This is a genomic window from Bacillus sp. YH3-2-B2 (genome assembly GCF_053663335.1).
Genome location: NZ_JBSJQE010000002.1, coordinates 598999 through 622981, shown reverse-complemented (window position 1 = coordinate 622981; position 23983 = coordinate 598999). Strand labels below are relative to the sequence as shown.

The window sequence follows — 23983 nt, the reverse complement described above, 5'->3', positions numbered from 1 at the left end:
ACTGTTTGGAGAAATCAAGCATGTACATTTCTTTTTCTTTCATTTTAAGTTCAAAAGAACCAGAAATTTATCGTAATGCGTTTGAATATTTCTCACGTTACCGCTTCTCTTATATAATAAAATAGAGAAGAAAGACAAAGGAGGAGAAGCCCGTTGAAACCCTATGTATTCATCGCGAAACCGATACCGCCCGAAGTCGAACAAATGATAGGCGAGCATTGCCGCTATGACATCTGGAAAGAAGATACCATTCCAAAAGAGGAACTGTACGAAAAAATGAAAGATGCTGAAGGGCTGCTGACATCCGGAACGGCGATTGACAGTGATTTGCTGGATCACGCGCCGAAGCTGAAGGTCGTCAGCAATAATTCAGTCGGCTATGATAATTTTAATATTGAAGAAATGAAAAGACGCGGGGTTGTCGGCACGCATACACCGTACACCTTAGATGACACTGTCGCTGATCTGGCTTTTTCATTAATTCTGTCTTCCGCCAGACGGGTTGCCGAATTGGATCGATTCGTCCGCGCCGGCAAATGGGGAACCATTGAGGAGGAATCTCTTTTCGGTATGGATGTCCACCATCAGACATTAGGAATTATCGGCATGGGCAGAATCGGTGAACAAGCTGCCAAACGGGCAAAATTCGGCTTCGATATGGACGTGCTGTATTATAACCGCAGCAGAAAACCGGATGCTGAGAAGGAACTCGGGGTTACATATGCCGACTTAGATACACTGCTGAAAACATCAGACTTTGTGCTTTTAATTACGCCGCTTACTGACGAAACGTATCATATGATGGGAGAGCGGGAATTTAAATTGATGAAAGATACGGCATGTTTCGTCAATATTTCCCGGGGAAAGACGGTTGATGAGAAAGCGCTCATCCGCGCATTGCAGGAGGGCTGGATAAAAGGCGCCGGTTTAGATGTGTTTGAAAAAGAGCCGATCGCCGAAGACAATCCGCTCCTGCAGCTGGAAAACGTCACATTGCTTCCTCATATCGGGTCAGCAACGGCAAAAATCCGCTTGAATATGTTCAAGCAAGCCGCACAAAACATGATTGACGCCGTATACGGAAAAACACCGAAAAACCTCACGAAGGAATTTCAATGAGATGAAAAATCCCGGCCGTTTCAGCCGGGGTTTATTTTTCACTAGATCAAAAGTACTATTTTTAAATTCTTTCTATTCCTTTCTCTCGATGCTGATACAATGAAAAGGAATCAGCTTCACATGATAAAAATGGGAGGTATTGCTTTGAAAAAACGATTATCGTGGATTTCCGTTTGTTTGCTGGTGCTGTTCTCCGCGGCGGGGATGCTGTTTTCAACGGCTGCCAAGACGGATACATCTTCTCACAAGGCGCACACTGAAGCACAGGTTATCAACACGTTTGACGGGGTTGCGGATTATCTTCAGACCTATCATAAGCTTCCTGATAATTACATTACAAAATCAGAAGCACAGGCCCTCGGCTGGGTGGCATCAAAGGGGAATCTGGCGGACGTCGCCCCGGGGAAAAGCATCGGCGGGGACATCTTCTCAAACAGGGAAGGCAAACTCCCGGCCAAAAGCGGACGGACGTGGCGTGAAGCGGATATTAACTATACATCAGGCTTCAGAAATTCAGACCGGATTCTTTACTCAAGCGACTGGCTGATTTATAAGACGACAGACCACTATCAAACCTTTACAAAAATGAGATAAACACATACAAAAAACGGCTTCCCTGCGGAGGCCGTTTTTTTACAGAGAACCTGCGAGCTTCATATAAAATGAGCAGTAAATTTTTCTTCGAACTCTGATCGGTCTATTCTGCTGTTTTCCGCCGTGCCATCGTGTTTTTTTATTGTTATATTGCGTTCAGACAGAACCATGTGCCCTTCCGGTGTCCGCTTAGAAGCAAGCAGGCGTTTGTTGAAAGGAGAACGTTCATGTTCAAAGATTGTTTGTTTCATAGACTTGAGGTCCTTTTCATCGATTTCTTCAAGCGAAAATGCGTAACCTGTCTGCCAGCCGTCCCCTTTGTTCATTTCAAGCACGTATGCCCCGAATTCCGTATCTTCTATCCTCACGCGGAACGCTCCGGCCGCTGATACCGTCTCGTCTCCCGACATCGGCACAGGCTGCATGGCGAGATTGAGGCCGAAGCCTGCATCAGCGATGTACTCATTCCCTCCGGCGGAAAGAAGTACGGCCGCATGTGTGCCGGGCAGCGCCCAGCCGTTTTTCCAGACCGTTCCGCGGATCAATTTGACATCCAATCCGGCATCTTTCAGGATGAAATAAAGCAGTCCGTTCAAGTCATAACAAAGGCCGCCGTGAGGTTCCTTCACCATGTGCCGCCACAGTCCTTCTTTCGTGACGTCATATTCTTTTTTGGACAAAACCGCGCGATTTTCAAACGGAAACCGATACGCGAGCGCCTTTAAAAACTCCGGCAGGTTGCTGAAATCGAGGGAATCCTTTTCCCAGCCTATCGTTTGATAACAATCTTTCAGAAACTCATTCATCGTTCCGTCCCCCTTACAAAGTGTTTACACTTCTTCCTGCACATAAGCGGACAACTTTTCCAGCGCTTCCTTTTCATCGTCGCCTTCAGCGATCAGAGTGACTTCCGTCCCCGAGCTGACTGCCAGACTCATTAATCCCATAATGCTTTTGGCATTCACTTTCTTGCCGTTTTTTTCAAGAAACACATCTGATGCAAAACGATTTGCCTCCTGTACAAACAATGCAGCGGGGCGCGCCTGCAATCCTGTCTTTAAACGCACTTCCACTTTCCCCTGAACCATAAGATCTCCCCTTTTCTGTACGGTTATTTCAAAGTGATGCTTTGTCCTGTACGCAGCTGTTCTGCGATTTCATCGAGCTTTCTCAACCTGTGATTGATGCCGGATTTGCTGATTTTCCCGCTTGCAACCATTTCCCCCAGTTCTTTCAGCGTGACCTCCTGATAATCAATCCGCAGCTCCGCAATTTCGCGAAGCTTTTCCGGCAGCGCTTCAAGACCGATCCGTTCATCAATGTATTTAATATTTTCCACCTGTCTGAGAGAAGCCCCGATGGTTTTGTTTAAGTTTGCTGTTTCACAATTGACGAGGCGGTTCACTGAGTTTCTCATATCTCTGACAATCCGCACATCTTCAAAGCGCAGCAATGAATTGTGAGCGCCGATGACATTCAGAAATTCAGTGATTTTTTCCGCCTCTTTTAAATACGTAATATAGCCTTTTTTCCGTTCAAGCGTTTTGCTGTTCAGATGAAATTCATTCAGCAGCGCGCATAATGAATCGTTATGTTCCTTATAAAGCGAGAAGATTTCCAAGTGGTACGACGAGGTTTCGGGATTATTCACAGATCCCCCCGCCAAAAACGCCCCTCTCATATAAGATCGTTTGCAGCACCGTTTCGCCACCAGTTCCTCAGAAATATTCCGTTCAAATATAAAGTTCTCCCCGAGGATTTTCAATTCCTCTAAAATCAGCTTTGCATTTTCAGAAAAGCGCACAATATAAACATTGTTTTTTTTCAGCCGCATTTTTTTTCTGACTAACAGTTCGACCGATACATCATATTGTTTCTTCAGCAATGTATAAATGCGGCGGGCAATCGCCGCATTTTCGGTTTGAACGTCAAGCACGAGATGGCGGTTTGAAAATGACAGGGAACCGTTCATCCGAATCAGCGCGGACAGCTCCGCCTTGGCGCAGCAGTCCTTCACTTCCAGATTCGTCAGTTCTTTTTTTGTTTCCGATGCAAATGACATATTAGCCACCTCATTTCAAAAGGCCTCTAGTCCCTTAATAAATCGACAAGAAGAGAAGCCACTTTATGTGTATCGTGACGGATTACGCCATTTTTATACGTGATAATCTGATCCCTGATGACCTCAAGCCCCATGGATTTCAGCTTTTCAACATTGAAGTCGACGGGCCGGGCCAGCTCTTTCGCATATTTGCTTTTGATTTCGTCAGGGATCTCCTCATTGTTGATTAAGATCGTGTCGATAAACGGCTGCTCCATATGATCGTTCAGCGCCTTGACATGGTCGGCCGCGCTGTATTGAAGCGTCTCGCCGGGCTGTGTCATGACGTTGCATATATATACTTTTTTGGCCGCGGCCTTGACGACTTCCTCTCCGATTTTCGGCACGAGCAGATTCGGAAGAATGCTTGTGTACAGGCTTCCCGGACCGATAATGATTAAATCGGCCTGACGGATGACGTCAATCGTTTCCGGCAGCGGATCAATTTTTTCAGGCGTAAGAAACACCCGTTTAATCCGCTGGCCGTAAGAAGGGATTGTCGATTCTCCGGAGACGACCTGCCCGTCCTCCATTTCAGCGTGAAGAACGACACTGGTGTTGGCAGCAGGCAGCACTCTGCCGCGGACATTCAGCACCTTGCTCATTTCGGTGACAGCGTGAAAGAAATCACCGGTTATATTTGTCATCGCTGCCAAAATCAAATTGCCGAGCGAATGTCCGGTTAAGTCGCCTCCCTTATTGAAACGGTGCTGAAACAGATTTTCAACGAGCGGCTCAACATCTGACAAAGCGGCCAGTACGTTACGGATGTCACCCGGCGGCGGAATTTGAAGTTCATCCCGCAGACGGCCTGAACTTCCGCCGTCATCAGCAACTGTCACAATCGCCGTAATATCAACGGGCTTATGCTTTAACCCCCGAAGCAGCACGGACAGACCTGTTCCGCCGCCGAAGATTGCGATTTTCGGCTTCTTATTCATTTCCGGCTTCTCTTTTCAATGTCCCGGTGAGTGACATGAGTATAGAAATCTTTTTTAAAATAGTCAGCCAAATACTCAGCGAGCGTGACGGAGCGGTGCTGGCCGCCCGTACAGCCGATCGCGATGACAAGCTGGCTTTTACCTTCCCGCTTATAAGACGGAAGCATAAAGCCGAGCAGATCAACAAGCTTTTCAATAAACTTTTGTGTTTCGTTCCACTTCATCACATAGGATGACACTTCCTCATCTTTCCCCGTAAGCGGCCTCATGCTTTCAATGTAGAACGGATTCGGCAGAAACCTTACATCAAACACGAGGTCGGCATCTATCGGAAGCCCGTATTTGAACCCGAATGACATTACGTTCACTGTAAATGTTTCACCTTGGTTCGTGGCGAAATGCGCCACGATTTTTTCACGCAGATCACGCGGTTTCATATCCGATGTGTCATAGATCAGCTGAGAGCGCCCTTTCAATTCTTCAAGCAGCTGGCGTTCCAGCGCGATTCCTTCGAGAGGAAGCCCGGTAGCGGCCAGCGGGTGAGAACGCCTCGTTTCTTTGTATCTCGTCACAAGGATGGAATCCTTAGCGTCTAAAAAGAGAATGCGCGGTGTAATCCACGGATTTTCCGCCATTTCATCCAGTGCCTCAATCAGCCTGTCAAAAAATTCACGTCCCCGCAGATCCATGACAAGCGCGACCTTGCTCATTTTTGAACTTGATTCTTTCATCAGCTCCAAAAATTTCGGCAGCAAGGAAGGCGGCAGATTGTCGACGCAAAAATAGCCGAGATCCTCAAAGCTTTGAATGGCGACGGTTTTCCCCGCTCCAGACATTCCCGTAATGATGACGAGCTGAATATCATGGTTTTCATTCATACTCATCTTTCTCCCCCCTGCGGTCTTTCTTTTATTTGATAAGCTGCGGATCTAAACGATAGCTGAGCAGCTCGAAGTCCGGCGTATACGTAAAGGTGCCGTGCAAAAGCCCTTGGCCCTTGATCATAAAATCAAGGATATGCCCGTCTCCGGGGGCCATCGGAAGGCTGTGGATATCTTTTACGTCATGCCACTTCAGAACGCCTTCCTCTGATTCAGCGACATTCCGCCCCGTGTAGGAGTCGGCGACGAAAGTAAACATCATCCACTCTGACACGATTTGTTCCTGTTCCTTAATAATAAAGGTAAACACGCCTTTTAACTGCGGATTTAGTATATAAATGCCCGTCTCTTCTCTGTACTCTCTGATAACGGAATCTCTGACGGATTCGCCGCTTTCCATCTTCCCGCCGGGCGCGACCCACCAGCCCCGTCTCGGCTTTTGGAGAAGGAGAACCTGATCATCTGTCTGCAGCACACAATTTGTCACTCTTTGCACAAGTACGTCACCTAACCTTCTCAACAAATCATCGTCTCTTCATTATACCGTTTCGGCATGTCTCTCACAATGCAGAGACACCGACATCCTTTTCTTTTATTTGACAGAAAACAAAAAATCGCAAAAAAAGGGCACGGATACTGGAATCCGTGCCAAAGTGTATTCATTAAAAAGGGGGTCAATTACTACCTTCATCTTAAAACATCAGTATTTCACCCGTGTTACAGCGTAATTAAAACACAGTAACGATTCAAAAACTGAACATTACAGTGATTATTTAACGGTTTTGAGCGTTTCCTCAAGCTCTTCCACATAATGCTGAACGCTTTGAGCCGCAATACTTCCGTCGCCTGTCGCCGTTACGATCTGGCGGAGCGTTTTTTCACGGATATCTCCCGCGGCGAAAATGCCTGGAACTTTTGTCTCCATTTGGGCATTTGTTTCAATGTAGCCTTCTTCATTTGTGATGCCCAAGTTTTCGAACGGTTTAGAAAGCGGAAGCATACCGATATAAATAAAGACGCCGTCAGCTTTGAATTCTTCCTCTTCTCCCGTCACGGTATCCACAAGAGTAAGTCTGCCGACTTTTCCGTTTTCCTCATGGATTTCTTTTACGGTTTTGTTCCATTTGAAGTCAATTTTCTCATTGTCAAAGGCACGCGCCTGAAGAATGCTTTGCGCCCGCAATTTGTCACGTCTGTGAACGATGGTGACTTTTGAAGCGAAGCGTGTCAGATAGACGCCTTCTTCAACGGCGGAGTCTCCGCCGCCGACAACGACAAGCTCTTTATTTTTAAAGAACGCGCCGTCACAAACCGCGCAGTACGATACGCCGCGGCCGCCCAGTTCTTTTTCGCCGGGGACACCGATCTTTTTGTATTCCGCTCCGGCAGAAATGACGATGGCGCGCGCTTTATATTCTTTTGAACCGGCTTTGACCGTTTTATATTCTTTACCGTCAACAATTTCTTTAATATCACCGTACGCATATTCCGCACCGAATTTTTTCGCATGTTCAAACATTTTATTAGAAAGTTCAGGGCCGAGAATGCTTTCAAAACCCGGATAGTTTTCAACATCCTCCGTGTTGGCCATCTGGCCGCCCGGAATTCCTCTTTCGATCATTAATGTGGATAAGTTCGCTCGTGATGTGTAAACAGCAGCGGTCATCCCCGCCGGACCCGCGCCGATAATGATCACATCATAAATTTTTTCTTCTGACACCATGATTCACTCCTTTTCGAAATGGGGCGCACCCTATATGACTAAGAATCCCCATCAATCGTATTCCTTACCCATATCCTATTAAATCTGAGGGCAATTCGCTATTTTTTTGCTCATTTTTCTGAGAAACCGTGATTAGGCAGCTCCTGAGCGGGTATACAAATAAAGAAAGAGCCTTCCGGGATAGAAGGCCCTTGTCTTATTCATTATTGCACGACACGTCTTACATTGCCGTTGAATGCTTTCTTCCAGTAAGGGTTGCTCATAGAATCAATGGATACACCGTGTGATGTATTATCGTTCAGGAACGTTCCGTTACCTAAGTAGATGCCGACGTGGCCGTTTGTTTTATACGTGTTGAAGAAAACTAAGTCTCCGCGTTTCATGTCAGACGCGCTTACTGCTTTACCTCTTCCGATTAATGTATCTGTGTTTGTGCCGCTTGCAGGTCCGAGATTAACGCCTGCGTTAGCATAAGCCCAGCGTACGAATGAAGAGCAGTCAAAAATACGGTTGTCAATATCGGATTGAGTGCGTCCGCCGCCGAATTTATACGGAGATTGACCCACAAGGCTTGATCCTACGCTGATCGCGCCTTCAATACCGCCTGAATTTGAAATAACAGATCCGCCGTCAGAATCATCTGAACCGCCGCTGTTATGAGATGATCCGCCTGAAGTGCTCTTCGGTTTGCTTGAGCTGTCAGATGAATCAGATGATGTTGAAACAGCCGCTTTTTTCACAGTTTTAACCGCCGGTGCCGGCTGGCTGTCATCTTTTTGGTTTTGGTCTTCAGAAGCTTTTTGCGCTTCTTCCTGTTTTTTGATCAGGGCAGCCGCTGCAGCCTGCTCAGCTTTAATGCGCTTCTGTTCTTTTTCAGTGTCAGCTTTTTGGTTTGCAAGCTGTGACGCTTCTTTTTTCAGATCAGAGATAGCGGAAGCCGCTTTTTTCTGACCGTTTTTCGCTTCGTCGAAAAGCTTGTCTTTCTGATCAAGCTGTTTGTTCAGGTCTTTTTGCATAGACTCGAGTTTCGCAAGATCATCTTGAACTTTTTTCAGCTTCACGTTAAGTTCAGCCTCTGCGTCTTCGAGTTTCGCTTTATCCTGCTCCTGCTGTTTGATCAGGTCTTTATCCGCATCAACGATAGAAGATACTGCAGTCGCACGGGAAATGAAGTCTCCGAAGCTTGTCGCTCCTAAAAGTACATCTATGTATCCTTGAGAACCGCCGTTTTCCTGTAAAGAGCGAACGCGTTTTTTCAGGATTTCATTGCGTTTTTCAATACGCGCTTCTGTTTCTTTGATTTCTTTTTTCAAATCAGCGATCTGCTTTTTCGTTTTTTCGTTTTCAGCTTTTTTATCTTCGATTTTATTGCTTGTATCCAACGCTTTAGCGTTAATGTCTTTCAGTTCTTTTTCAATCTTAGCCTGCTTATCCTGAAGCTTAGACAATTCTCTTTCTTTTGCTTCAAGGCTTGAAGCCACCTCAGATTGCTTGCTTTCAATTTTCGCTTTTTTGCTGTCTAATGTTTCCGCCGATGCAGTTTTTGTAAACGGGATTAAAAAACTGCTTGTCCCGATGACGGAAGCCAAACCAAGTGTTAATAAACTCTTTTTCACTTTTTCTTTCCTCCCTTTTACTTTAAACCTGTTCTCATTTGGAATTCTATTATGAACATCAAAGTTACGCTCCCTCACATGCCCGTGAGGCTGATGATTTTTATGTACGATTCTTTGAATCTGGTTAATTGGTATAGATTATACAGCACATGTAAAATAAACTAATCTCTTATGTACGAGACTCATTATACCATCATGTTTCGACAATTTTTATTACAGTTATATTTCAATGTGATTGCAAATCTCATATTTTGCAAAATAAACGGTGATTACAGCCTGATTTCGATTCAAAAAGCAAAAAAATACGTATGAATACCTCTTTTTTCGGCGGTAAAGTTCTGTTTTGCCCCTTTATGATAAAAAAAAGAACCGACTCTTTATATAGAAAGAATCGGTTTTATTCTAATATATCATCTATTTGTCTGATGTATTTCGAAAGGGTTGCCGGGGTTATACCGTAAACGGCGGCCGTTTCTTTTTTCGTCGTTTTTTCGCCGTTAGCTTCTTTCCATACGTATGCGATGGCTGCGGCCCATGCCCGCTCATTCTGTACGGCAGCGGCGGCGCGGATGTGCTGAATGACGTGAAAAACCCAGCAGCTCATGACGTCAGTTTTTAAACTGTCGGCTTCCGCTTTCTCCAGAAGCTTGACCGTCCGATACGTGAACAGCGCGTCACCGGAGACGCCTGAAGCGCCTTTTTCACCGGAAAGCAGCAGTCTGACGAAATCTTGTTCAAACGGTGAAACGGCGCGTTTTACCGTCAGAACTTTTTCAAGCTGGTTCCGCTCTCCTTCAGCGCTGCTGATATAATAGGCGGCAAGCCGCTGTTCAAGTGAAGCAGGCAGCGGTTCCTGCCGCTCCGCCCAAGGCGCGGGCCGGTCTGATTCGGGAAATTCGGCTTCGGCCTTTTTCCAAATGGTTTCTGCAAATTCTGTGCGGCCTGTCCCGTAGGCTGAGGCGGCAAGCCAGTAATAAAACGTTTCGTCGCCTTCGAACCCGCTTTTGTAAAGAGAACGGAGCCATTTATAACCGAGATCATGTCTGCCGACAAGCGCAAGCGTCGCCCCCAGCTTATAGCGCTGTTCGAATAAAATCGGATACACGTTGGCGAGTTTTCCGCTCAATTCTCCGACTTTTTCATCTTCCCTCTCGTAATAGCAGAATACAAGGAGGTTGCACAGGGCATGGAGATTGCCTTCATTTTTCTCAAGCACTTCGAATACCGTCTGTTTCGCTTTTGTAACATTGCCTGAGTAAAAGTAAGCGAGCGCCAGGTTGTTGTATGCAGACCAAAGCTCGGGGTAATCGGCCGTAATCTCTTCAAGCATGACAACCGCTTCATGAAGCTGGCCGCTCTCAAGAAGCATTTTTGCCCGGTCCTGCCTGATCAGCAGCTCATCCTGGTCATAGAGCGATTCGTTTTCACCCGCTTCGCCGAAATCCAAAAGCTCCATCAGATTTTCAATCTCTTCGCTGAATTCCCCGTCCGGATCGGCATCTGAATAAGCCGCCGCTTCTTTGTATGCTTCCTGAAAGAGCCCCAAATGCGCGAAATTATTCGCTTTAAAATAATGACACTCGGGCATTTCTTCTTTCAGGTTCACCAAAATAAAGTCGAACAGCTCATTTGACTGCTGGTAGTGGCCCATTTCAGAATAAATGACGGCCAGCCGGGACAGCATTTCGGAATCATTCGGCTCGAGGTGGACGGCCCGCTGAATCAGTTTGCTGGCCCGTTTTAAATTCCGCTCTTTATATGCTTTTAAGCCTTTATGAAAAAAATATTGTCCATCCTGAAGCAGCTGGACAATTTGCGCGTGCTTTTTCTGTTCAGAAGTGTGTTTTCCCACAAATATCCTCCGTTTTATACGTATTACCGTCAGTAGTATACCATAAAACGGTTTCGCCTCAATAGTTCAAAAGACAGGATCGGCTTCGTTTTTTACTGGCTGGTTCGACCAGATTTTAGCTGTTTTTTTCACGAGGCTCGGCTGGAAGAATGACGCGGAAAAGGGTTCCTTCGCCGCGCTTGCTCTCAACCTCTATCGAACCGCCGTGCAGCTCTGCGATTTTTTGGGCGATGGACAGGCCGAGCCCGCTTCCCCCTGCATTTCTCGCCTTGTCCGCTTTATAAAACCGTTCAAATACACGCTCCGCCTGTTCAGGCTCCATTCCGATTCCGTCGTCGGCGATTTCGACAGCCGCCGCTCCCAGCAGATCAACAATTTTAACGGAAATGCGGCCGCCTTCACCGGTAAATTTTACGGCATTGTGAATCAGATTCATCCATACTTGGCTGAGCAGCGCTTCATCTCCGTACACATACGACTCCTGTAAATCAATGAGAAACTCAATCTGTTTGGCAGACCATTCAGGCTCACAGGTCAATATGGTGCGCCGCAGCTGTTTGTCAATGCGGAACGGTTTTTTTTGTATCGGTTCGGTTTGGCGTTCAAGCGCAGTGAGCTTCAGCAGATTTTCACTGATTTTTGATAATCGTTCTGTTTCTGTCTCGATGATGTGTAAGTAGCGCCCCCGCTCCTCATATGATAAATCCGGTTTTTTCAGAAGATGCGCGTAGCCCTTTAATGAAGTAAGCGGGGTTTGGATTTCATGGGAAACGTTCGAAATAAATTCTTGTTTCAGCTTTTCCATTTCACTCAGTTCCGCGGCGAGTGTCGACAGTTCATCAGCCAATTTCGTCACGGGGTGGTCCCGTTCAATCTTCTCCATTTTCCGGGAAGCGGCCGCTGTGAAGTTGCCGCTCGACATTTGCTTGATCGTGGCGGTCAGCGAATCCCAGATCGCATGATGTCTTTCACGTGCTGACTTTGAAAAAATAAACATCGTTACAAACAGCAGGCCGAAAACAAGCCAAAGCGTCAGAATCTGCTCGGCGTACGGCACAAGCAAAATCGGCCATATGAGACCGAATCCCTGAACGATCAGGTGAGCCGCCAGCCATAAGAATGCGGTGACGGTGAGAAGGATGATGATTTTTCCAGCCGTTCTGAAGATCCGTTTCATTCTGTCACCACAAACCGATACCCGAGCCCCCGCACCGTATGGATGGCAAACGGATAGTCCTTTTCCGGAAACCGTTCCCTCAGCCTTTTAACATGCACATCAACCGTCCGCTCGTCACCTTCATAATCAAAGCCCCAAATATCTTCTATTAATTGTTCTCTTGAAAACGTCTTATTCGGATAACCGGCGAGCTTAAATAAAAGCTCAAATTCACGCCGGGGCAGCGTCAATCCCGCTCCGCCGCCGCGCGTTACGGTGCGGGACTGCTTATCTAATGTGACATTTCCGATGGTCAGCAGTTTTTCAGCGGTGATCCGGTACCGTTTCAGCAATGCTTTGACCCTTGCTTCCAGCTCAAGCGGCTCAAACGGTTTGACGAGATAATCATCCGCTCCGGAAGTAAAACCTTGCACTTTGTCCAGCGTTTCGCCTTTTGCCGTCAGCATCAAAATCGGAATGTCCGTAAAGCTGCGGACGGCTTCACTGACTTCAAACCCGTCCATTTTCGGCATCATCACATCCAGTATGATGAGATCAATAGGTGCTGATTCGATCAGCTTCACCGCCGCTTCCCCGTCTTCCGCTTCTGCGACGTCAAAGCCGCTCTGCTCCATCATGAGGCGGACAAGCTCACGGATATGGCGGTCGTCATCCGCAACCAATATGACAGCCATGAAAATCCCTCCTTCTGCTTTTTTGCCTGTCTTCTTTTAATGAATCGACATGATGTCTATTAACCGTCTTATTTTTTCATTGTCTCCTGTATCGACAGACACTTTTTTTGTATGGCGGATCATTTCCTCCGTCACTTCTTTCATTACGCCTTGATCAATATCTTCACGAGACTCCCAGCGCAAAGGAACATTGTATACCTGAATGGTGCCGTCACCATTGCTGCTGTAAGTGACTGACCCATCGACTAACCGGGAGCCTGCTAACTGCGTAACATCTTCGGGATAGCGGGCGCTCGTATGATCGTCAGGGTTGACGAGTGCTCCGGCCGGAATGCGGCGAACGTTCAATTCATCTATCTGCTGATTTTCCCCAAGCTGCAGCCAGATGCGGGCATATTCAATTTGCAGAGGAGAATAATCTGCCGACATGTTGTTCGGTTCGCTTTTGTCCGCAGAGATGTGATGTGAATCTTTGATTACGGGTTCTTTTTTTTCTGCCGCTGATGCTGTTTCAGCCTTGTTGATGCCGCTGCTTTCTCCGGCCGGACTTGAAGAATGGCTCGGCTCTTCATCGTTACCGTCCGTACACCCGGCAGTCATGAATACGAGCAGTAAGGCCGCGTGACAATAAAAAATCTTTGTGCGTTTTTTCATAATTCACCCCCGCTTCCAATGAATAGGATTCCGGTTGCAAAATAAAAAGCAGCTTTTTCAGCTGCTTTCTATTCATAAAGTCTTGCTTTACACAGCTTTGTTTTCTAAGTCGGCATTCAGCTTCAGCTGCTGCTCCGCAAAATCGCGGTATAGCGAATGGGATGCCATTAATTCATGGTGTGTGCCCCGTCCGGTGATTTCACCCTGTTCGACAAAGAGAAGCTGATCTGCATCCACAACCGTGGATAAACGATGGGCGATCACAATCGTGGTGCGGCCTTCCATTAGAACTTCCAGCGCCTGCTGCACCCATTTTTCAGATTGGCTGTCCAGACTTGATGTCGCTTCATCAAGCATCAGAATGCTCGGGTTGCGAAGGAGCGCTCTGGCAATGGCGATGCGCTGCCGCTGTCCGCCTGACAGCATAATTCCCCGCTCACCGACCTCTGTTTCAAATTTCTTCGGTAAGTCTTCAATAAATTGCAGGGCGTAGGCCATGTCAGCCGCTTGCCTCAGTTCCTCATCAGTCACCTCGCGTTTTAATCCGTAGCAGATATTGTCGCGGATGGTGCCTGACATTAACGGGCTTTCTTGCGACACGTAGCCGATATGCTCCCGCCATGACTCAAGGGAATATGCATCAATCGGTTCATTTCCGAGCAGGATGCTGCCCGCAGTCGGATTGTAGAATCGTTCAAGCAGCTTAAATAACGTTGTTTTTCCGCCGCCGCTCGGTCCGACGATCGCGGTGACTTTGCCGGCCTCAATCGTAGCCGTAATGTCTTTTAAGATGGTTTGATCTGTTTTGTAGCCGAATGAGACTTGTTCGAGCTTAATCGGCTGATCTGCGTTTTCAATGGCTTTTCCGGTTTGGATATCTTCTTCTTTTTCTGCAAGAATATGAATCATCCGTTCCGTTGCGCCGACGGATTTTTGAAGCTGTGTGAAAAATGAAGTGATCTGGCCCATCGGCATAATGATTTGAAACAAATACAGGATAAAGGCAACGAGTGCGCCGGCTGTCAATTCACCGGATGACACCTGCATCCCGCCGTACCCGATGACAGCGACCAGCGCCGCCATTAATACAAGTGTAATAAGCGGGCCTACGAGCGACTGCACCTTCGCTTCACGCAGCCCGAGTTTAAAGAGCGCCATGATGCCTGCTTTTCCGCGTCCGTATTCCGCTTCTTCAGCGTTTGACGCTTTTACAAGCCTGATTTCCGGGAGGATGTGGTTTAATAATCCGGTGAATCTCGCCGTTTCATCCTGTGTTTCCCGAGAAATTTTAAACATTTTCCGGCCGATCGGCACTAAAATCACCGCAGCCAGCGGCACGACGATCAGCACGAGCAATGTGAGCTTCCAGTTCATGAAAAATAAGATCGTCAGTGACCCGATAACGGAAATGATTCCGGTAATAAATCCGCTGATATTGTTTGTGATCAGCTCTTTTACCACCATTGTGTCATTGGTGACACGGCTGATCGTTTCTCCCGTGGCGTTTTTGTCAAAATAAGAGACGGGCAGTTTAATTAATTTCTGCCACAACAAATCACGCAGTCCCGAGATGATTTTCTGGCCGCTGTAGTTCAGGGCGTAGGTGGCGTAGGCGCTTAATGCGGCCTGTACGATAAACACGGCTGCGATGATTCCGATTTGCACGCCTGACAGCGACGACATGGAAAAGCCGTCAACGAGCTGCTTTGTCAACAGCGGAATCAGCAGGCTGACGAGCGTTGTCACAATACTGAGAGACAGCGCGAAGGCCAGCATACCGTATGATGGTTTTGTTTTTTTGACTAATGAAAAGAATGAGCTGAATTTCCCTTTAGGTTTTGGTTGTTTATTCGGCATATGTTTTCCTCCTATATCACTGTTTATACTATAACGGATGTGCATGAACGGAATATGAACAAAACGTATATTTTTGATAAAAACCAAAATAAACTCTATTAGTCAATATTATCAAATTCATCTGCCTCCGGTTGCGGAAATAAGGAATATTTTATTGAATGTTTAAGTTTGACAGAATAAAGACCTCACGGACTCTCCGTGAGGTTTGTTTTACTCAGATTCTGAATGGCGTTTCGCAAGGACATCAAGCACGTCATCCAGAGGAAGCGACTGCTCACGCAGAAGAACGAGCAAATGATACAGCAAATCTGCCGCTTCCCATTTTAATTCTTCATGGTCGCGGTTTTTTGCGGCGATAATAACCTCTGCGGCTTCCTCGCCGACTTTTTTGAGGATTTTATCGACGCCTTCCCGAAACAGGTACGTTGTGTAGGCTCCGTCAGGCATCTCCGCCTGCCGTTTGGCGATCACGCTTTCCAGTTCATTTAAGATGCCGAAACGATCCTGCGCGTCTGCTTTTTCCGTGGAAAAACAGCTGTAGCTTCCCTTATGGCATGCGGGTCCTGAGGGCTCCGCAAGCACGACAAGGGCATCTTGATCGCAATCATAACGGATGGCTTTCACCTTTTGGGTATTCCCCGATGTCGCTCCTTTATGCCACAGCTCCCCGCGTGAACGGCTGTAAAACCAGGTTTCTTTCGTTTCTATCGTTTTTTCATAGGATTCTCGGTTCATATAAGCCAGTGTCAGCACTTCTTTGCTTGCCGCATCCTGTATGATGGCGGGTATCAGTCCGGCCTCGTCAAACCGCAGTTCATCTGCCTGTTTCATCTCACATTCACCCCGTGTTTCTTCATATAATCTTTCACTTCTTTTATAGATGTCTCTTTGTAATGGAAAATAGAAGCTGCAAGCGCGGCGTCCGCTTCACCGACTGTGAAGGCTTCAAGCATATGGCGCGCGCTGCCGGCTCCCCCTGACGCAATGACGGGCACCGGGACGGCACGTGAGACAAGCTGTGTGAGCGTATGATTAAAGCCTGTTTTCTCACCGTCTGCGTCCATGCTTGTCAGCAGGATTTCACCCGCTCCCCGGCTGACGGCTTCTTTTGCCCAGGCCGTGACTTCCCGCTCGGTTTTCTGTCTGCCGCCGTGCGTGTACACTTTATAGCAATCCGAATCTTCGTCATACTTTGCATCAATCGCCGCTACGATGCATTGCGAGCCGAAAAACTCAGCTCCTTCCGTAATCAGCTCGGGACGGAGAACGGCCGCTGTATTAACGGATACCTTGTCAGCGCCGGCGCGAAGCATTCGTTTCATATCGCTTAATTGATTGATTCCGCCGCCGACCGTAAACGGAATCGCCAGTTTTGCCGCAACTTGTTCTACGACGTCTGTCATCGTCTTGCGGCCTTCGTGAGAGGCGGAAATGTCGAGAAAAACAAGTTCGTCAGCGCCCTCCCTGTCGTAGGCTTCGGCCAGCTCGACAGGATCGCCCGCATCTTTCAGCCCGAGAAATTGAATGCCCTTGACGACGCGTCCTTCTTTCACATCGAGACACGGAATGATTCGTTTCGTGATCATGCGTCCTTCACCCTTCTGAGCGCTTCAGCCAATGAAAATTGTTTTGTATACAGCGCTTTTCCGATAATCGCTCCCGATACGCCGGCGTCTTTGAAGCGGGCCAGTGCTTTGAGGTCGGCGACTGAGCTGACTCCGCCTGAAGCGATGACGTCTTTTCCCGTTGCTTTTGCGAGCTGAACGGTACTTTCGATGTTCGGTCCTGACAGCATGCCGTCAGTTGCAATATCCGTGAAAATGAAGGTTTCCGCTCCTTCGGCCGCCAATTCACGGCCCAGATCGGCCGCCCTTACCGAGGATGTTTCCAGCCAGCCTTCCGTCGAGACATATCCGTTTCTTGCATCAAGGCCGATCGCGATTTTGCCGCCGTATTGTTTCAGCATGCTCTTCACAAATGCCGGATCGGAAACGGCCGAGCTGCCGAGAATGACGCGATCAACGCCTTGTGATAAATAACCGTACACATCCGCTTCAGAACGGATACCGCCGCCGATCTCGACTTTGACATCAAGCTGCCGCGCAATGTCAAGAACATGCCTGTCGTTTACTTTCCTGCCTGCTTTCGCGCCGTCAAGGTCCACGAGATGAATCCATTCGGCGCCTTCTTGTGCAAATTGCGCCGCCATGTCTAAAGGAGAGTCACCGTATATCGTTTCCTTGCCGTAATCGCCTTGGATGAGGCGGACGCATTTGCCGTTTCTCATATCGATTGCCGGATATAATGTAAAAGCGTTCATTTCTTCACCTTCTGTTCCGCTGCCATTTTTGTAAATTGTGTTAAGATCGCCATTCCGGCTGTACCGCTTTTTTCTGGGTGAAACTGTGCACCGAAGATATTGCGTTTCCCGACGACAGCCGGAACACGAACGCCGTACTCAGCGCTTGCCAGAAGATCGCCGTCTTCCATCCCGTCTATATAATAGGAATGGACAAAGTAAACGAAGCCTTCTTCCGCTTCCGAAAGCAAAGGAGACGTTTGGTGAAACGTCAGCCGGTTCCAGCCCATATGCGGCACCTTCAGCTTGTTTCCTTCGGCATCTCTGTCTTTGAGTCTCACAGCTTTTCCGGCTAATAAACCAAGTCCTTTTGCAGAGCCGTTTTCGGTGCTTTCTTCGAAAATGAGCTGCATGCCGAGGCAGATGCCGAGGAGCAGCTTACCCTCGTCAACCATACGGTGTATGAATTGATCAAGCTTCGTGCTGCGTAAATTGTCCATGGCGTCACTGAATGATCCGACACCTGGAAGAATAAAAGCATCCGCTTTTTCAAGCTCTTCCGGCCGGTCTGATACGACATACGGGACGCCGACGCGTTCCAGCGCTTTCGACACGCTGAATAAATTGCCCATACCGTAATCAATTACACCGATCATTTACAGCATTCCTTTCGTAGACGGCACACCCTTGACGCGCGGATCAATGGATGACGCTTCATCAAGCGCTCTGCCAAGCGCCTTAAATACGGCTTCTATCATATGATGGGTATTCGTGCCGTAATGAACGATGACGTGCAGATTCATTCTCGCTTCGAGCGCCAGTTTCCATAGGAATTCATGTACCAGCTCGGTATCAAACGTTCCGACTTTCGCTTGCGGAAATGCAGCGCGCATCTCAAGGTGCGGCCGGTTGCTCAGGTCTACGGCGACTTGGGCGAGCGCTTCGTCCATGGGCACAAGCGCTGATCCGTACCGTTTGATCCCTTTTTTATCACCGAGCGCCTCCAAAAAAGCCTGCCCTAAACAGATGCCGATATCTTCAGTCGTATGGTGATCATCTATCTCCGTATCGCCTTTTGCGTCAACCGTTAAATTGAATTGCCCGTGCTTTGTGAACAAATCAAGCATATGAGTCATAAACGGCACATCCGTGCTGATGTCGGCTTTTCCTTCTCCGTCTATTTCGAAAGCCAGCCTTATATCCGTCTCATTTGTTGTTCTGGCGCGTTCCGCTTTTCTCATCGGTCATTCCTCCGTTTCTCGCTTCAATCGATCTTGCGTGCGCTTCCAGCCCTTCCAGTCTCGCGAAGGCGGAAATGCTGTCCGCGTGCGTTTCAAATGCCTTCCGGCTGTAAGAGATGATGCTCGATTTCTTTTGAAAATCTGTTACATTCAGCGGGCTTGAAAACCGCGCCGTTCCGTTTGTCGGCAAAACGTGATTCGGTCCGGCAAAATAATCGCCGACCGGTTCAGCGCTGTATCGTCCTAAGAAAATCGCCCCCGCGTGTCTGATGCTTCCAAGCAAAGCCTCCGGCGAATGCGTCATGATTTCTAAATGCTCGGGCGCCAGCTCATTCACCGTGTCCACCGCATCTTCCATCGATTCCGTAATATAAATGCGGCCGTGATCCCTGATCGACGCTTCGGCTATTTCTTTGCGCGGCAGGGTCTGAAGCTGTTTATTCACCTCATCTGATACCGCTTCGGCAAGCTTCTGTGAATCGGTGACAAGCACGCTTGAACTGAGCATATCGTGTTCGGCCTGTGAAAGCAGGTCAGCGGCGACTTCTTTGGGCACCGCCGTATCGTCTGCCAGGACCACGATTTCACTTGGCCCGGCAATCATGTCAATATCCACAACGCCGAAGACTTCGCGCTTCGCGAGTGCTACAAATATATTTCCGGGGCCCGTGATCTTATCAACAGGCTGTATCGTTTCCGTTCCGTAAGCGAGCGCGGCAATCGCCTGCGCGCCTCCCGCTTTGTAAATTTCTTTTATGCCGAGCTCAGAGGCCGCCGCCAGAACGCCCGGCGAAAGGCGGCCGTCTTTTCCCGGAGGACTGACGAGAACGATCCGTTCCACTCCCGCAGCGAGCGCGGGGATGACATTCATTAAAACGGAAGACGGATAAGCGGCCGTCCCGCCCGGCACGTATACGCCCGCGGAATCGAGCGCCGTTATTTTCTGTCCGAGCATCGAGCCGTCTTTGCGATGGTAAAACCAAGAGGATTGCAGCTGGCGCTCGTGATATTCTTTAATATTGGCAATCGCCTGTCTGATCACTTCCAGCAGCTGATCATCAAGCAGACGGTATGCCTCGGTGATTTCCTCTGCGCTCACGGCCATTTGGTTCAGGCTGATGCCATCAAATGTTTTTGTATAGGCCAAAACGGCTTTGTCACCGTTTTGTCTGACGTCTTCAATAATCCCCCTGACGGTTTTCCGCTGCTCTTCGGTTCCGCTGTCGATGGAACGCTTCAGTGAAAACCGCTCGCTTCTTTTTACTGCGGTTATGTTCATTTTGCCGTTTCTCCTTCCACAACCCGTGCCAGCCTGGCCGCCATTTCGTCGATTACATCATCCTTCATGCGGTAGCTGACCGGATTGACGATAAAACGCGATGTGATGTCACAAATATGTTCTGATTCAACGAGACCGTTTTCCTTTAATGTCCGCCCGGTTGATACGATATCTACGATTCTGTCAGCAAGCCCGATTAAAGGCGCCAGCTCAATGGAGCCGTTCAGCTTAATGATTTCCACCTGCTCGCCCTGCTCTCTGAAATAACTCGACGCAACATTCGGATATTTCGTCGCAATCCTCGGTGCGACTCCGTTCCAATCCGCCCCGGGAAGCCCCGCAACGGCGAGATGGCATTTGCTGATTTTCAGATCGAGCACCTCATACACGTCACGCTCTTCCTCAAGCATGACATCCTTTCCGGCAATACCGGCATCAGCGACGCCATGCTCGACATAAGTCGTAACATCCATCGGCTTTGCCAGAATAAAGCGGAGATTTTCTTCAGGAACGTCAATGATCAGTTTTCTCGATTCTTCAAACTCCTCGGGCAGCCTGTATCCGGCCTGCCGCAGCAACCCGGCCGCTTCTTCGAATATCCGTCCTTTTGGCATTGCCATTGTGAGTATCTTACCCATTCCTCTCTTCCTTTCTGGCACCGATAAAGTATGTGACGTTTGCGAATGATTTTGTCATATGATCGATATTTTCAATGCCCGCCAGATCCTGCAGGACGACTTTTCTGCCTCTCGCCCTTTCTTCCTCCGCGAATAAAATAGCCTGGGCCCGCTGCTCCTTGCTGAAAATCACGGCGTCCGCTTCACTTGTTTCTTCCTGAATGCCGAGCGCTTCAATCAGCCTGTCGATACGGAGCCCGAAGCCCGTGGCGGGAGCGGGACTGCCGAAATGGCCGAGGAGATTGTTATAGCGTCCGCCGCTTCCGATGACGAAACCGACATTTGCCGCGTACACTTCGAATAGAATTCCCGTGTAATAACTCATATGGCTTACCATATTCAGATCAAGGCGAATATGCTCGGCACATCCGTAATCCTCAAGAATGTCCCACAGGTCTTCCAGCTCCTGAATTAAGCTTTGTCCGGAGATTCCGATGATCTCCTCCGCCTTCGCGCAAATCTCTTTCCCGCCTCGCAATTCCAAAAGTGCGAGCAGCCGGCTTTTGTCTATTGAAGAAAGCGGAAGCGATTTGACATGTTCCCTGTATCCCACGTAATTCTTTTCAAAGAGAAAGCGCCGCAGAACATCCGCCCGCTCGGCATTGCCCAAAACCTCGACAAACAGCTCATCAGCGAGTCCGGCATGGCCGATCGCGATTTTAAACCGGTGCAATCCCGCGTTTTTCAAAGCGCCGGCCGCCAGCGCAATCACCTCGGCGTCCGCGCTTGTTGATCCGTCGCCGATCAGCTCCGCGCCGACCTGTTCGAATTCGGCCGGACGTCCGCCTTCCCGCTCCTGAGCGCGATAGACGCTTGCCGCGTACCCCGCTCTGAGCGGATGATTGTGTTTGTGCAGCTTAGATGCAGCCACCCTGGCAATCGGTCCGGTCATGTCGGGCCGAAGCACAAGCGTTTTTCCGTCCTGATCGAGAAGCTTAAACAGCTGCTGTTCTTCAATGGCTGACTGGACGCCTACTGTTTCATAGAATTCAAGGGTCGGCGTCTCCATAAACTGATAACCCCATTTATCAATTAAATCCGTCAGTGTGGAACGGACTTTTTTCTTTGCTTCGTATAAACCGGGCAGCGTATCTCTCATGCCATGCGGTTTCTCAAACATAAACATTTGCCTTTTACACCTCCGCTTTGTCTGAAGGAAAATTCCGAATCCTTTAGTTCGCTAATATGATAATATGTTAGCAGATAAAAGAATAGATTGCAACGCCCAATGTCCGCCTATTCTTTTCCATAAACATGGCTAAAGAATGAACAAACCTGTAAACATATCGGAACAATCGAATCATATTGAGCAGAAGTGCTATAATACATAGAACAGCTTCATCAGAAACAAGGGAGAATAATTGATAATGAAGACGCTTGGAACATTATGTGTGCTGATTCTGACAGCCATCCTTGTCTATCTGGGATATAACATCTATACAAACGATATTCATTTAAATTTTTTCAATCAGCAGTCCGACGAGCCTGATGAGAAAACACCGTTAAAAGGGAGCGCGTCACCGCTGAATGTCGTTCTGTACAGACAGATGGATTCTCCCAGACTGTACAATGGCTGTGAGGTGACCAGCCTTGCCATGATTTTGAACAATGCCGGATATCATGTGTCAAAAAATACATTGGCGGATAAAATCAATAAAGTTCCGCTCACATACAGCAGCGGGCTGAAGGGAGATCCGAATGAAGGATTTGCCGGAGATATGGAAAACGGCCCGGGTTTAGGCGTTTATCATGAGCCGATTGATAAACTTGCCAAAGAATATGCGGGAAACAAAGTATACGATCTTACGGGAAAAGACATTTCTTCAGTGTACCGCCAGCTTGAAAAAGGGCGGCCGGTCTGGGTGATTACCACCACATCCTTTAAGCCGGTTGATCATATGCAGACTTGGGATACGCCGAACGGAAAGATCGACATTACGTTCAGCATGCATAGCGTAGCCGTAACCGGTTATGATCACGATTATGTATACGTTAATGATCCTTACGGCTATAAAAACAGAAAAACAGACCGGTCTGACTTTGAAAAAGCCTGGAAGCAGATGGGCAGCCAGGCCATTGTGATCAAGTCATAAAAAAAACCCCGCTGACGTTAATCTGCGGGGTTTTCCATTCGTTTTTTCATTTCTTCGTGCGTATAGATCAGCTTCATCGGGTTTCCTCCGACAAACGCCCCGGCGGGGACATCTTTGTGCACCAGCGTGCCGGCTGATACAACGGCTCCGCCCCCGATGGTGACGCCGGGCAGAATGGTTGTGTTTGCTCCGATCATCACCTCGTCACCGATTGTGACAAAACCGGTCCGGTACTCATGTATTAAATATTCATGAGCCAAAATCGTCGTATTATAGCCGATAATGCTGTTTTTTCCGACAGTGATTTTTTCGGGAAACATGATATCCGGCATCACCATCAGCGCGAATGACGTCTGTTTTCCGACATTCATTTTCAAAAAGGTTCGGTACAGCCAGTTTTTCACGCTTAAAAACGGCGTATACCTTGCGATCTGAATGATGATGAAATTTTTCATCACCTTCAGAAAGGGAACCGTCTGATAAACATGCCACAATGAATTTGCACCTGAAACCGGATGGCGGTCTGTTTTTCTCACGGGTTACTTCACTCCGGTGATGTGCAATAAATCACTCATTTTCTCGAGCATATAATCGGGTTCATAGGCGGAAAGCGCCTGTGCGCCTTTAATCGTCCACGCGACGCCGGCTGTTTTCGTGCCGGCGTTTTTTCCCGCCATGACATCGTGATAATTGTCACCGACCATGATGGCTTCCGACGGATCGCACCCAAGCCGGCTGAGCGCAAGCCGCACAGGCTCGGGGTCAGGCTTCGGGTGCTTTACATCATCAAGCGTGACGACAGTATCGAAAAACGCCCCGATGCCTGTCAGCTTCAATCCCATATTGACTGTATCCCTCAGCTTTGTGGTGACAATACCGAGCTGATAGCCCGCTTTTTTCAATTCATCAAGCGTTTCATAAACCGTTTCGTACTCCTTGACGAGCTCATCGTGCTTTTCATGGTTGAATGCTCTGTACATGCTGATCATCTCATCGCACTTTTCAGCATTAATGCCTGAAAACGTTTCGTACAGAGGCGGGCCGATAAACGGAAGTACATCTTCCCTTTTGAACTGCCCCGGGCAATAATGATCAAGCGTATGAAGGTAAGAAGCGATAATCAGTTCATTCGTGTCAATCAGCGTGCCGTCGAGATCGAATAAAATGGCGGTTACACGTTTATCAGTCATCTTATGTCCTTTCCG

26 protein-coding genes are annotated in these 23983 nt (G+C 48.1%); 3 read left to right on the top strand and 23 right to left on the bottom strand.

What is annotated here, in order from left to right; genetic code table 11:
- Positions 1-153: 153 nt before the first annotated feature.
- The gene (locus ACWJJX_RS08085) at positions 154-1119 is read left to right on the top strand and encodes a 2-hydroxyacid dehydrogenase (RefSeq protein WP_070082431.1); all 966 of its coding nucleotides are present in this window, start codon (positions 154-156) and stop codon (positions 1117-1119) included.
- A 204-nt stretch (positions 1120-1323) separates the two neighbouring features.
- Positions 1324-1713, top strand: a complete 390-nt coding sequence (locus tag ACWJJX_RS08080) for a ribonuclease (RefSeq protein WP_223151841.1) — start codon at positions 1324-1326, stop codon at positions 1711-1713.
- 59 nt (positions 1714-1772) lie between these two features.
- Here the strand turns inward: ACWJJX_RS08080 and ACWJJX_RS08075 are convergent, their stop codons facing one another.
- From ACWJJX_RS08075 to ACWJJX_RS07975, 21 genes are all read right to left on the bottom strand, one after another.
- Positions 1773-2519: an arylamine N-acetyltransferase family protein gene (locus ACWJJX_RS08075; RefSeq protein WP_070082432.1), complete on the bottom strand. Its 747-nt coding sequence runs from the start codon at positions 2517-2519 to the stop codon at positions 1773-1775.
- Positions 2520-2543: 24 nt separating this feature from the next.
- A complete protein-coding gene (locus ACWJJX_RS08070) occupies positions 2544-2801 on the bottom strand; it encodes an HPr family phosphocarrier protein (protein ID WP_025853523.1) in 258 nt (85 codons plus the stop codon).
- Between the two features lie 23 nt (positions 2802-2824).
- Positions 2825-3775: a DNA-binding protein WhiA gene (whiA, locus tag ACWJJX_RS08065; protein ID WP_454022881.1), complete on the bottom strand. Its 951-nt coding sequence runs from the start codon at positions 3773-3775 to the stop codon at positions 2825-2827.
- Positions 3776-3801: 26 nt separating this feature from the next.
- Positions 3802-4755 carry a gluconeogenesis factor YvcK family protein gene (locus tag ACWJJX_RS08060; protein ID WP_003151493.1) on the bottom strand — a complete coding sequence of 318 codons (954 nt, stop codon included), beginning with the start codon at positions 4753-4755 and terminating at the stop codon, positions 3802-3804.
- Positions 4752-5639, bottom strand: a complete 888-nt coding sequence (gene rapZ / locus ACWJJX_RS08055; RefSeq protein WP_012118535.1) for an RNase adapter RapZ — start codon at positions 5637-5639, stop codon at positions 4752-4754. The genes ACWJJX_RS08060 and rapZ overlap by 4 nt, the downstream gene beginning before the upstream one ends.
- Positions 5640-5664: 25 nt before the next feature.
- Entirely contained in the window at positions 5665-6132 is a 468-nt protein-coding gene (locus ACWJJX_RS08050) for an 8-oxo-dGTP diphosphatase (protein ID WP_003151491.1), read from the bottom strand.
- Between the two features lie 273 nt (positions 6133-6405).
- Positions 6406-7356, bottom strand: coding sequence for a thioredoxin-disulfide reductase (trxB, locus tag ACWJJX_RS08045; protein ID WP_007407423.1), 951 nt, complete (start codon positions 7354-7356; stop codon positions 6406-6408).
- 206 nt (positions 7357-7562) lie between these two features.
- Complete coding sequence (locus tag ACWJJX_RS08040; RefSeq protein ID WP_003151485.1) at positions 7563-8975, bottom strand: C40 family peptidase; 1413 nt, start codon at positions 8973-8975, stop codon at positions 7563-7565.
- Between the two features lie 397 nt (positions 8976-9372).
- Entirely contained in the window at positions 9373-10827 is a 1455-nt protein-coding gene (locus ACWJJX_RS08035; RefSeq protein WP_060674008.1) for a tetratricopeptide repeat protein, read from the bottom strand.
- A 115-nt stretch (positions 10828-10942) separates the two neighbouring features.
- Entirely contained in the window at positions 10943-12004 is a 1062-nt protein-coding gene (locus ACWJJX_RS08030; protein ID WP_454022880.1) for a sensor histidine kinase, read from the bottom strand.
- A complete protein-coding gene (locus ACWJJX_RS08025) occupies positions 12001-12678 on the bottom strand; it encodes a response regulator transcription factor (RefSeq protein WP_176283550.1) in 678 nt (225 codons plus the stop codon). The genes ACWJJX_RS08030 and ACWJJX_RS08025 overlap by 4 nt, the downstream gene beginning before the upstream one ends.
- Positions 12679-12714: 36 nt before the next feature.
- The gene (locus ACWJJX_RS08020) at positions 12715-13332 is read right to left on the bottom strand and encodes a hypothetical protein (protein ID WP_454022879.1); all 618 of its coding nucleotides are present in this window, start codon (positions 13330-13332) and stop codon (positions 12715-12717) included.
- 87 nt (positions 13333-13419) lie between these two features.
- A complete protein-coding gene (locus ACWJJX_RS08015) occupies positions 13420-15189 on the bottom strand; it encodes an ABC transporter ATP-binding protein (protein ID WP_007407428.1) in 1770 nt (589 codons plus the stop codon).
- Positions 15190-15399: 210 nt separating this feature from the next.
- Entirely contained in the window at positions 15400-16020 is a 621-nt protein-coding gene (hisIE, locus tag ACWJJX_RS08010) for a bifunctional phosphoribosyl-AMP cyclohydrolase/phosphoribosyl-ATP diphosphatase HisIE (RefSeq protein ID WP_454022878.1), read from the bottom strand.
- Positions 16017-16775, bottom strand: a complete 759-nt coding sequence (hisF, locus tag ACWJJX_RS08005) for an imidazole glycerol phosphate synthase subunit HisF (protein WP_014305904.1) — start codon at positions 16773-16775, stop codon at positions 16017-16019. The genes hisIE and hisF overlap by 4 nt, the downstream gene beginning before the upstream one ends.
- Positions 16772-17509, bottom strand: a complete 738-nt coding sequence (hisA, locus tag ACWJJX_RS08000) for a 1-(5-phosphoribosyl)-5-[(5-phosphoribosylamino)methylideneamino]imidazole-4-carboxamide isomerase (RefSeq protein ID WP_003151468.1) — start codon at positions 17507-17509, stop codon at positions 16772-16774. Before hisA ends, hisF begins: the two co-directional genes overlap by 4 nt.
- Positions 17506-18144 (bottom strand): imidazole glycerol phosphate synthase subunit HisH, encoded by a 639-nt coding sequence (gene hisH / locus ACWJJX_RS07995; protein WP_024085845.1) that lies wholly within the window; start codon positions 18142-18144, stop codon positions 17506-17508. The genes hisA and hisH overlap by 4 nt, the downstream gene beginning before the upstream one ends.
- Complete coding sequence (gene hisB, locus ACWJJX_RS07990) at positions 18145-18729, bottom strand: imidazoleglycerol-phosphate dehydratase HisB (protein ID WP_003151464.1); 585 nt, start codon at positions 18727-18729, stop codon at positions 18145-18147. It lies immediately after the preceding gene.
- Positions 18695-20008 carry a histidinol dehydrogenase gene (gene hisD, locus ACWJJX_RS07985; RefSeq protein WP_014305906.1) on the bottom strand — a complete coding sequence of 438 codons (1314 nt, stop codon included), beginning with the start codon at positions 20006-20008 and terminating at the stop codon, positions 18695-18697. Before hisD ends, hisB begins: the two co-directional genes overlap by 35 nt.
- Positions 20005-20646 (bottom strand): ATP phosphoribosyltransferase, encoded by a 642-nt coding sequence (hisG, locus tag ACWJJX_RS07980; protein ID WP_014305907.1) that lies wholly within the window; start codon positions 20644-20646, stop codon positions 20005-20007. The genes hisD and hisG overlap by 4 nt, the downstream gene beginning before the upstream one ends.
- Positions 20639-21811, bottom strand: a complete 1173-nt coding sequence (locus tag ACWJJX_RS07975) for an ATP phosphoribosyltransferase regulatory subunit (RefSeq protein WP_003151461.1) — start codon at positions 21809-21811, stop codon at positions 20639-20641. The genes hisG and ACWJJX_RS07975 overlap by 8 nt, the downstream gene beginning before the upstream one ends.
- Before the next feature lie 241 nt (positions 21812-22052).
- Between ACWJJX_RS07975 and ACWJJX_RS07970 the strand changes: the two genes are divergently transcribed.
- Complete coding sequence (locus tag ACWJJX_RS07970; RefSeq protein WP_003151460.1) at positions 22053-22778, top strand: C39 family peptidase; 726 nt, start codon at positions 22053-22055, stop codon at positions 22776-22778.
- 17 nt (positions 22779-22795) lie between these two features.
- Here the strand turns inward: ACWJJX_RS07970 and ACWJJX_RS07965 are convergent, their stop codons facing one another.
- Positions 22796-23314 (bottom strand): acyltransferase, encoded by a 519-nt coding sequence (locus tag ACWJJX_RS07965; protein ID WP_454022877.1) that lies wholly within the window; start codon positions 23312-23314, stop codon positions 22796-22798.
- 3 nt (positions 23315-23317) lie between these two features.
- Positions 23318-23968, bottom strand: coding sequence for a pyrophosphatase PpaX (ppaX, locus tag ACWJJX_RS07960; RefSeq protein ID WP_278071344.1), 651 nt, complete (start codon positions 23966-23968; stop codon positions 23318-23320).
- Positions 23969-23983: the final 15 nt, after the last annotated feature.

Bases quoted from the DNA above. Each gene is read 5' to 3' on its own strand.
- ACWJJX_RS08080 (WP_223151841.1), top strand. From the start codon at position 1,324: ATGCTGTTTTCAACGGCTGCCAAGACGGATACATCTTCTCACAAGGCG.
- ACWJJX_RS08075 (WP_070082432.1), bottom strand. From the start codon at position 2,519: ATGAATGAGTTTCTGAAAGATTGTTATCAAACGATAGGCTGGGAAAAG.
- ACWJJX_RS08070 (WP_025853523.1), bottom strand. From the start codon at position 2,801: ATGGTTCAGGGGAAAGTGGAAGTGCGTTTAAAGACAGGATTGCAGGCG.
- whiA (WP_454022881.1), bottom strand. From the start codon at position 3,775: ATGTCATTTGCATCGGAAACAAAAAAAGAACTGACGAATCTGGAAGTG.
- ACWJJX_RS08060 (WP_003151493.1), bottom strand. From the start codon at position 4,755: ATGAATAAGAAGCCGAAAATCGCAATCTTCGGCGGCGGAACAGGTCTG.
- rapZ (WP_012118535.1), bottom strand. From the start codon at position 5,639: ATGAGTATGAATGAAAACCATGATATTCAGCTCGTCATCATTACGGGA.
- ACWJJX_RS08030 (WP_454022880.1), bottom strand. From the start codon at position 12,004: ATGAAACGGATCTTCAGAACGGCTGGAAAAATCATCATCCTTCTCACC.
- ACWJJX_RS08025 (WP_176283550.1), bottom strand. From the start codon at position 12,678: ATGGCTGTCATATTGGTTGCGGATGACGACCGCCATATCCGTGAGCTT.
- ACWJJX_RS08020 (WP_454022879.1), bottom strand. From the start codon at position 13,332: ATGAAAAAACGCACAAAGATTTTTTATTGTCACGCGGCCTTACTGCTC.
- ACWJJX_RS08015 (WP_007407428.1), bottom strand. From the start codon at position 15,189: ATGCCGAATAAACAACCAAAACCTAAAGGGAAATTCAGCTCATTCTTT.
- hisIE (WP_454022878.1), bottom strand. From the start codon at position 16,020: ATGAAACAGGCAGATGAACTGCGGTTTGACGAGGCCGGACTGATACCC.
- hisF (WP_014305904.1), bottom strand. From the start codon at position 16,775: ATGATCACGAAACGAATCATTCCGTGTCTCGATGTGAAAGAAGGACGC.
- hisA (WP_003151468.1), bottom strand. From the start codon at position 17,509: ATGAACGCTTTTACATTATATCCGGCAATCGATATGAGAAACGGCAAA.
- hisH (WP_024085845.1), bottom strand. From the start codon at position 18,144: ATGATCGGTGTAATTGATTACGGTATGGGCAATTTATTCAGCGTGTCG.
- hisB (WP_003151464.1), bottom strand. From the start codon at position 18,729: ATGAGAAAAGCGGAACGCGCCAGAACAACAAATGAGACGGATATAAGG.
- hisD (WP_014305906.1), bottom strand. From the start codon at position 20,008: ATGAACATAACCGCAGTAAAAAGAAGCGAGCGGTTTTCACTGAAGCGT.
- hisG (WP_014305907.1), bottom strand. From the start codon at position 20,646: ATGGGTAAGATACTCACAATGGCAATGCCAAAAGGACGGATATTCGAA.
- ACWJJX_RS07975 (WP_003151461.1), bottom strand. From the start codon at position 21,811: ATGTTTATGTTTGAGAAACCGCATGGCATGAGAGATACGCTGCCCGGT.
- ACWJJX_RS07970 (WP_003151460.1), top strand. From the start codon at position 22,053: ATGAAGACGCTTGGAACATTATGTGTGCTGATTCTGACAGCCATCCTT.
- ppaX (WP_278071344.1), bottom strand. From the start codon at position 23,968: ATGACTGATAAACGTGTAACCGCCATTTTATTCGATCTCGACGGCACG.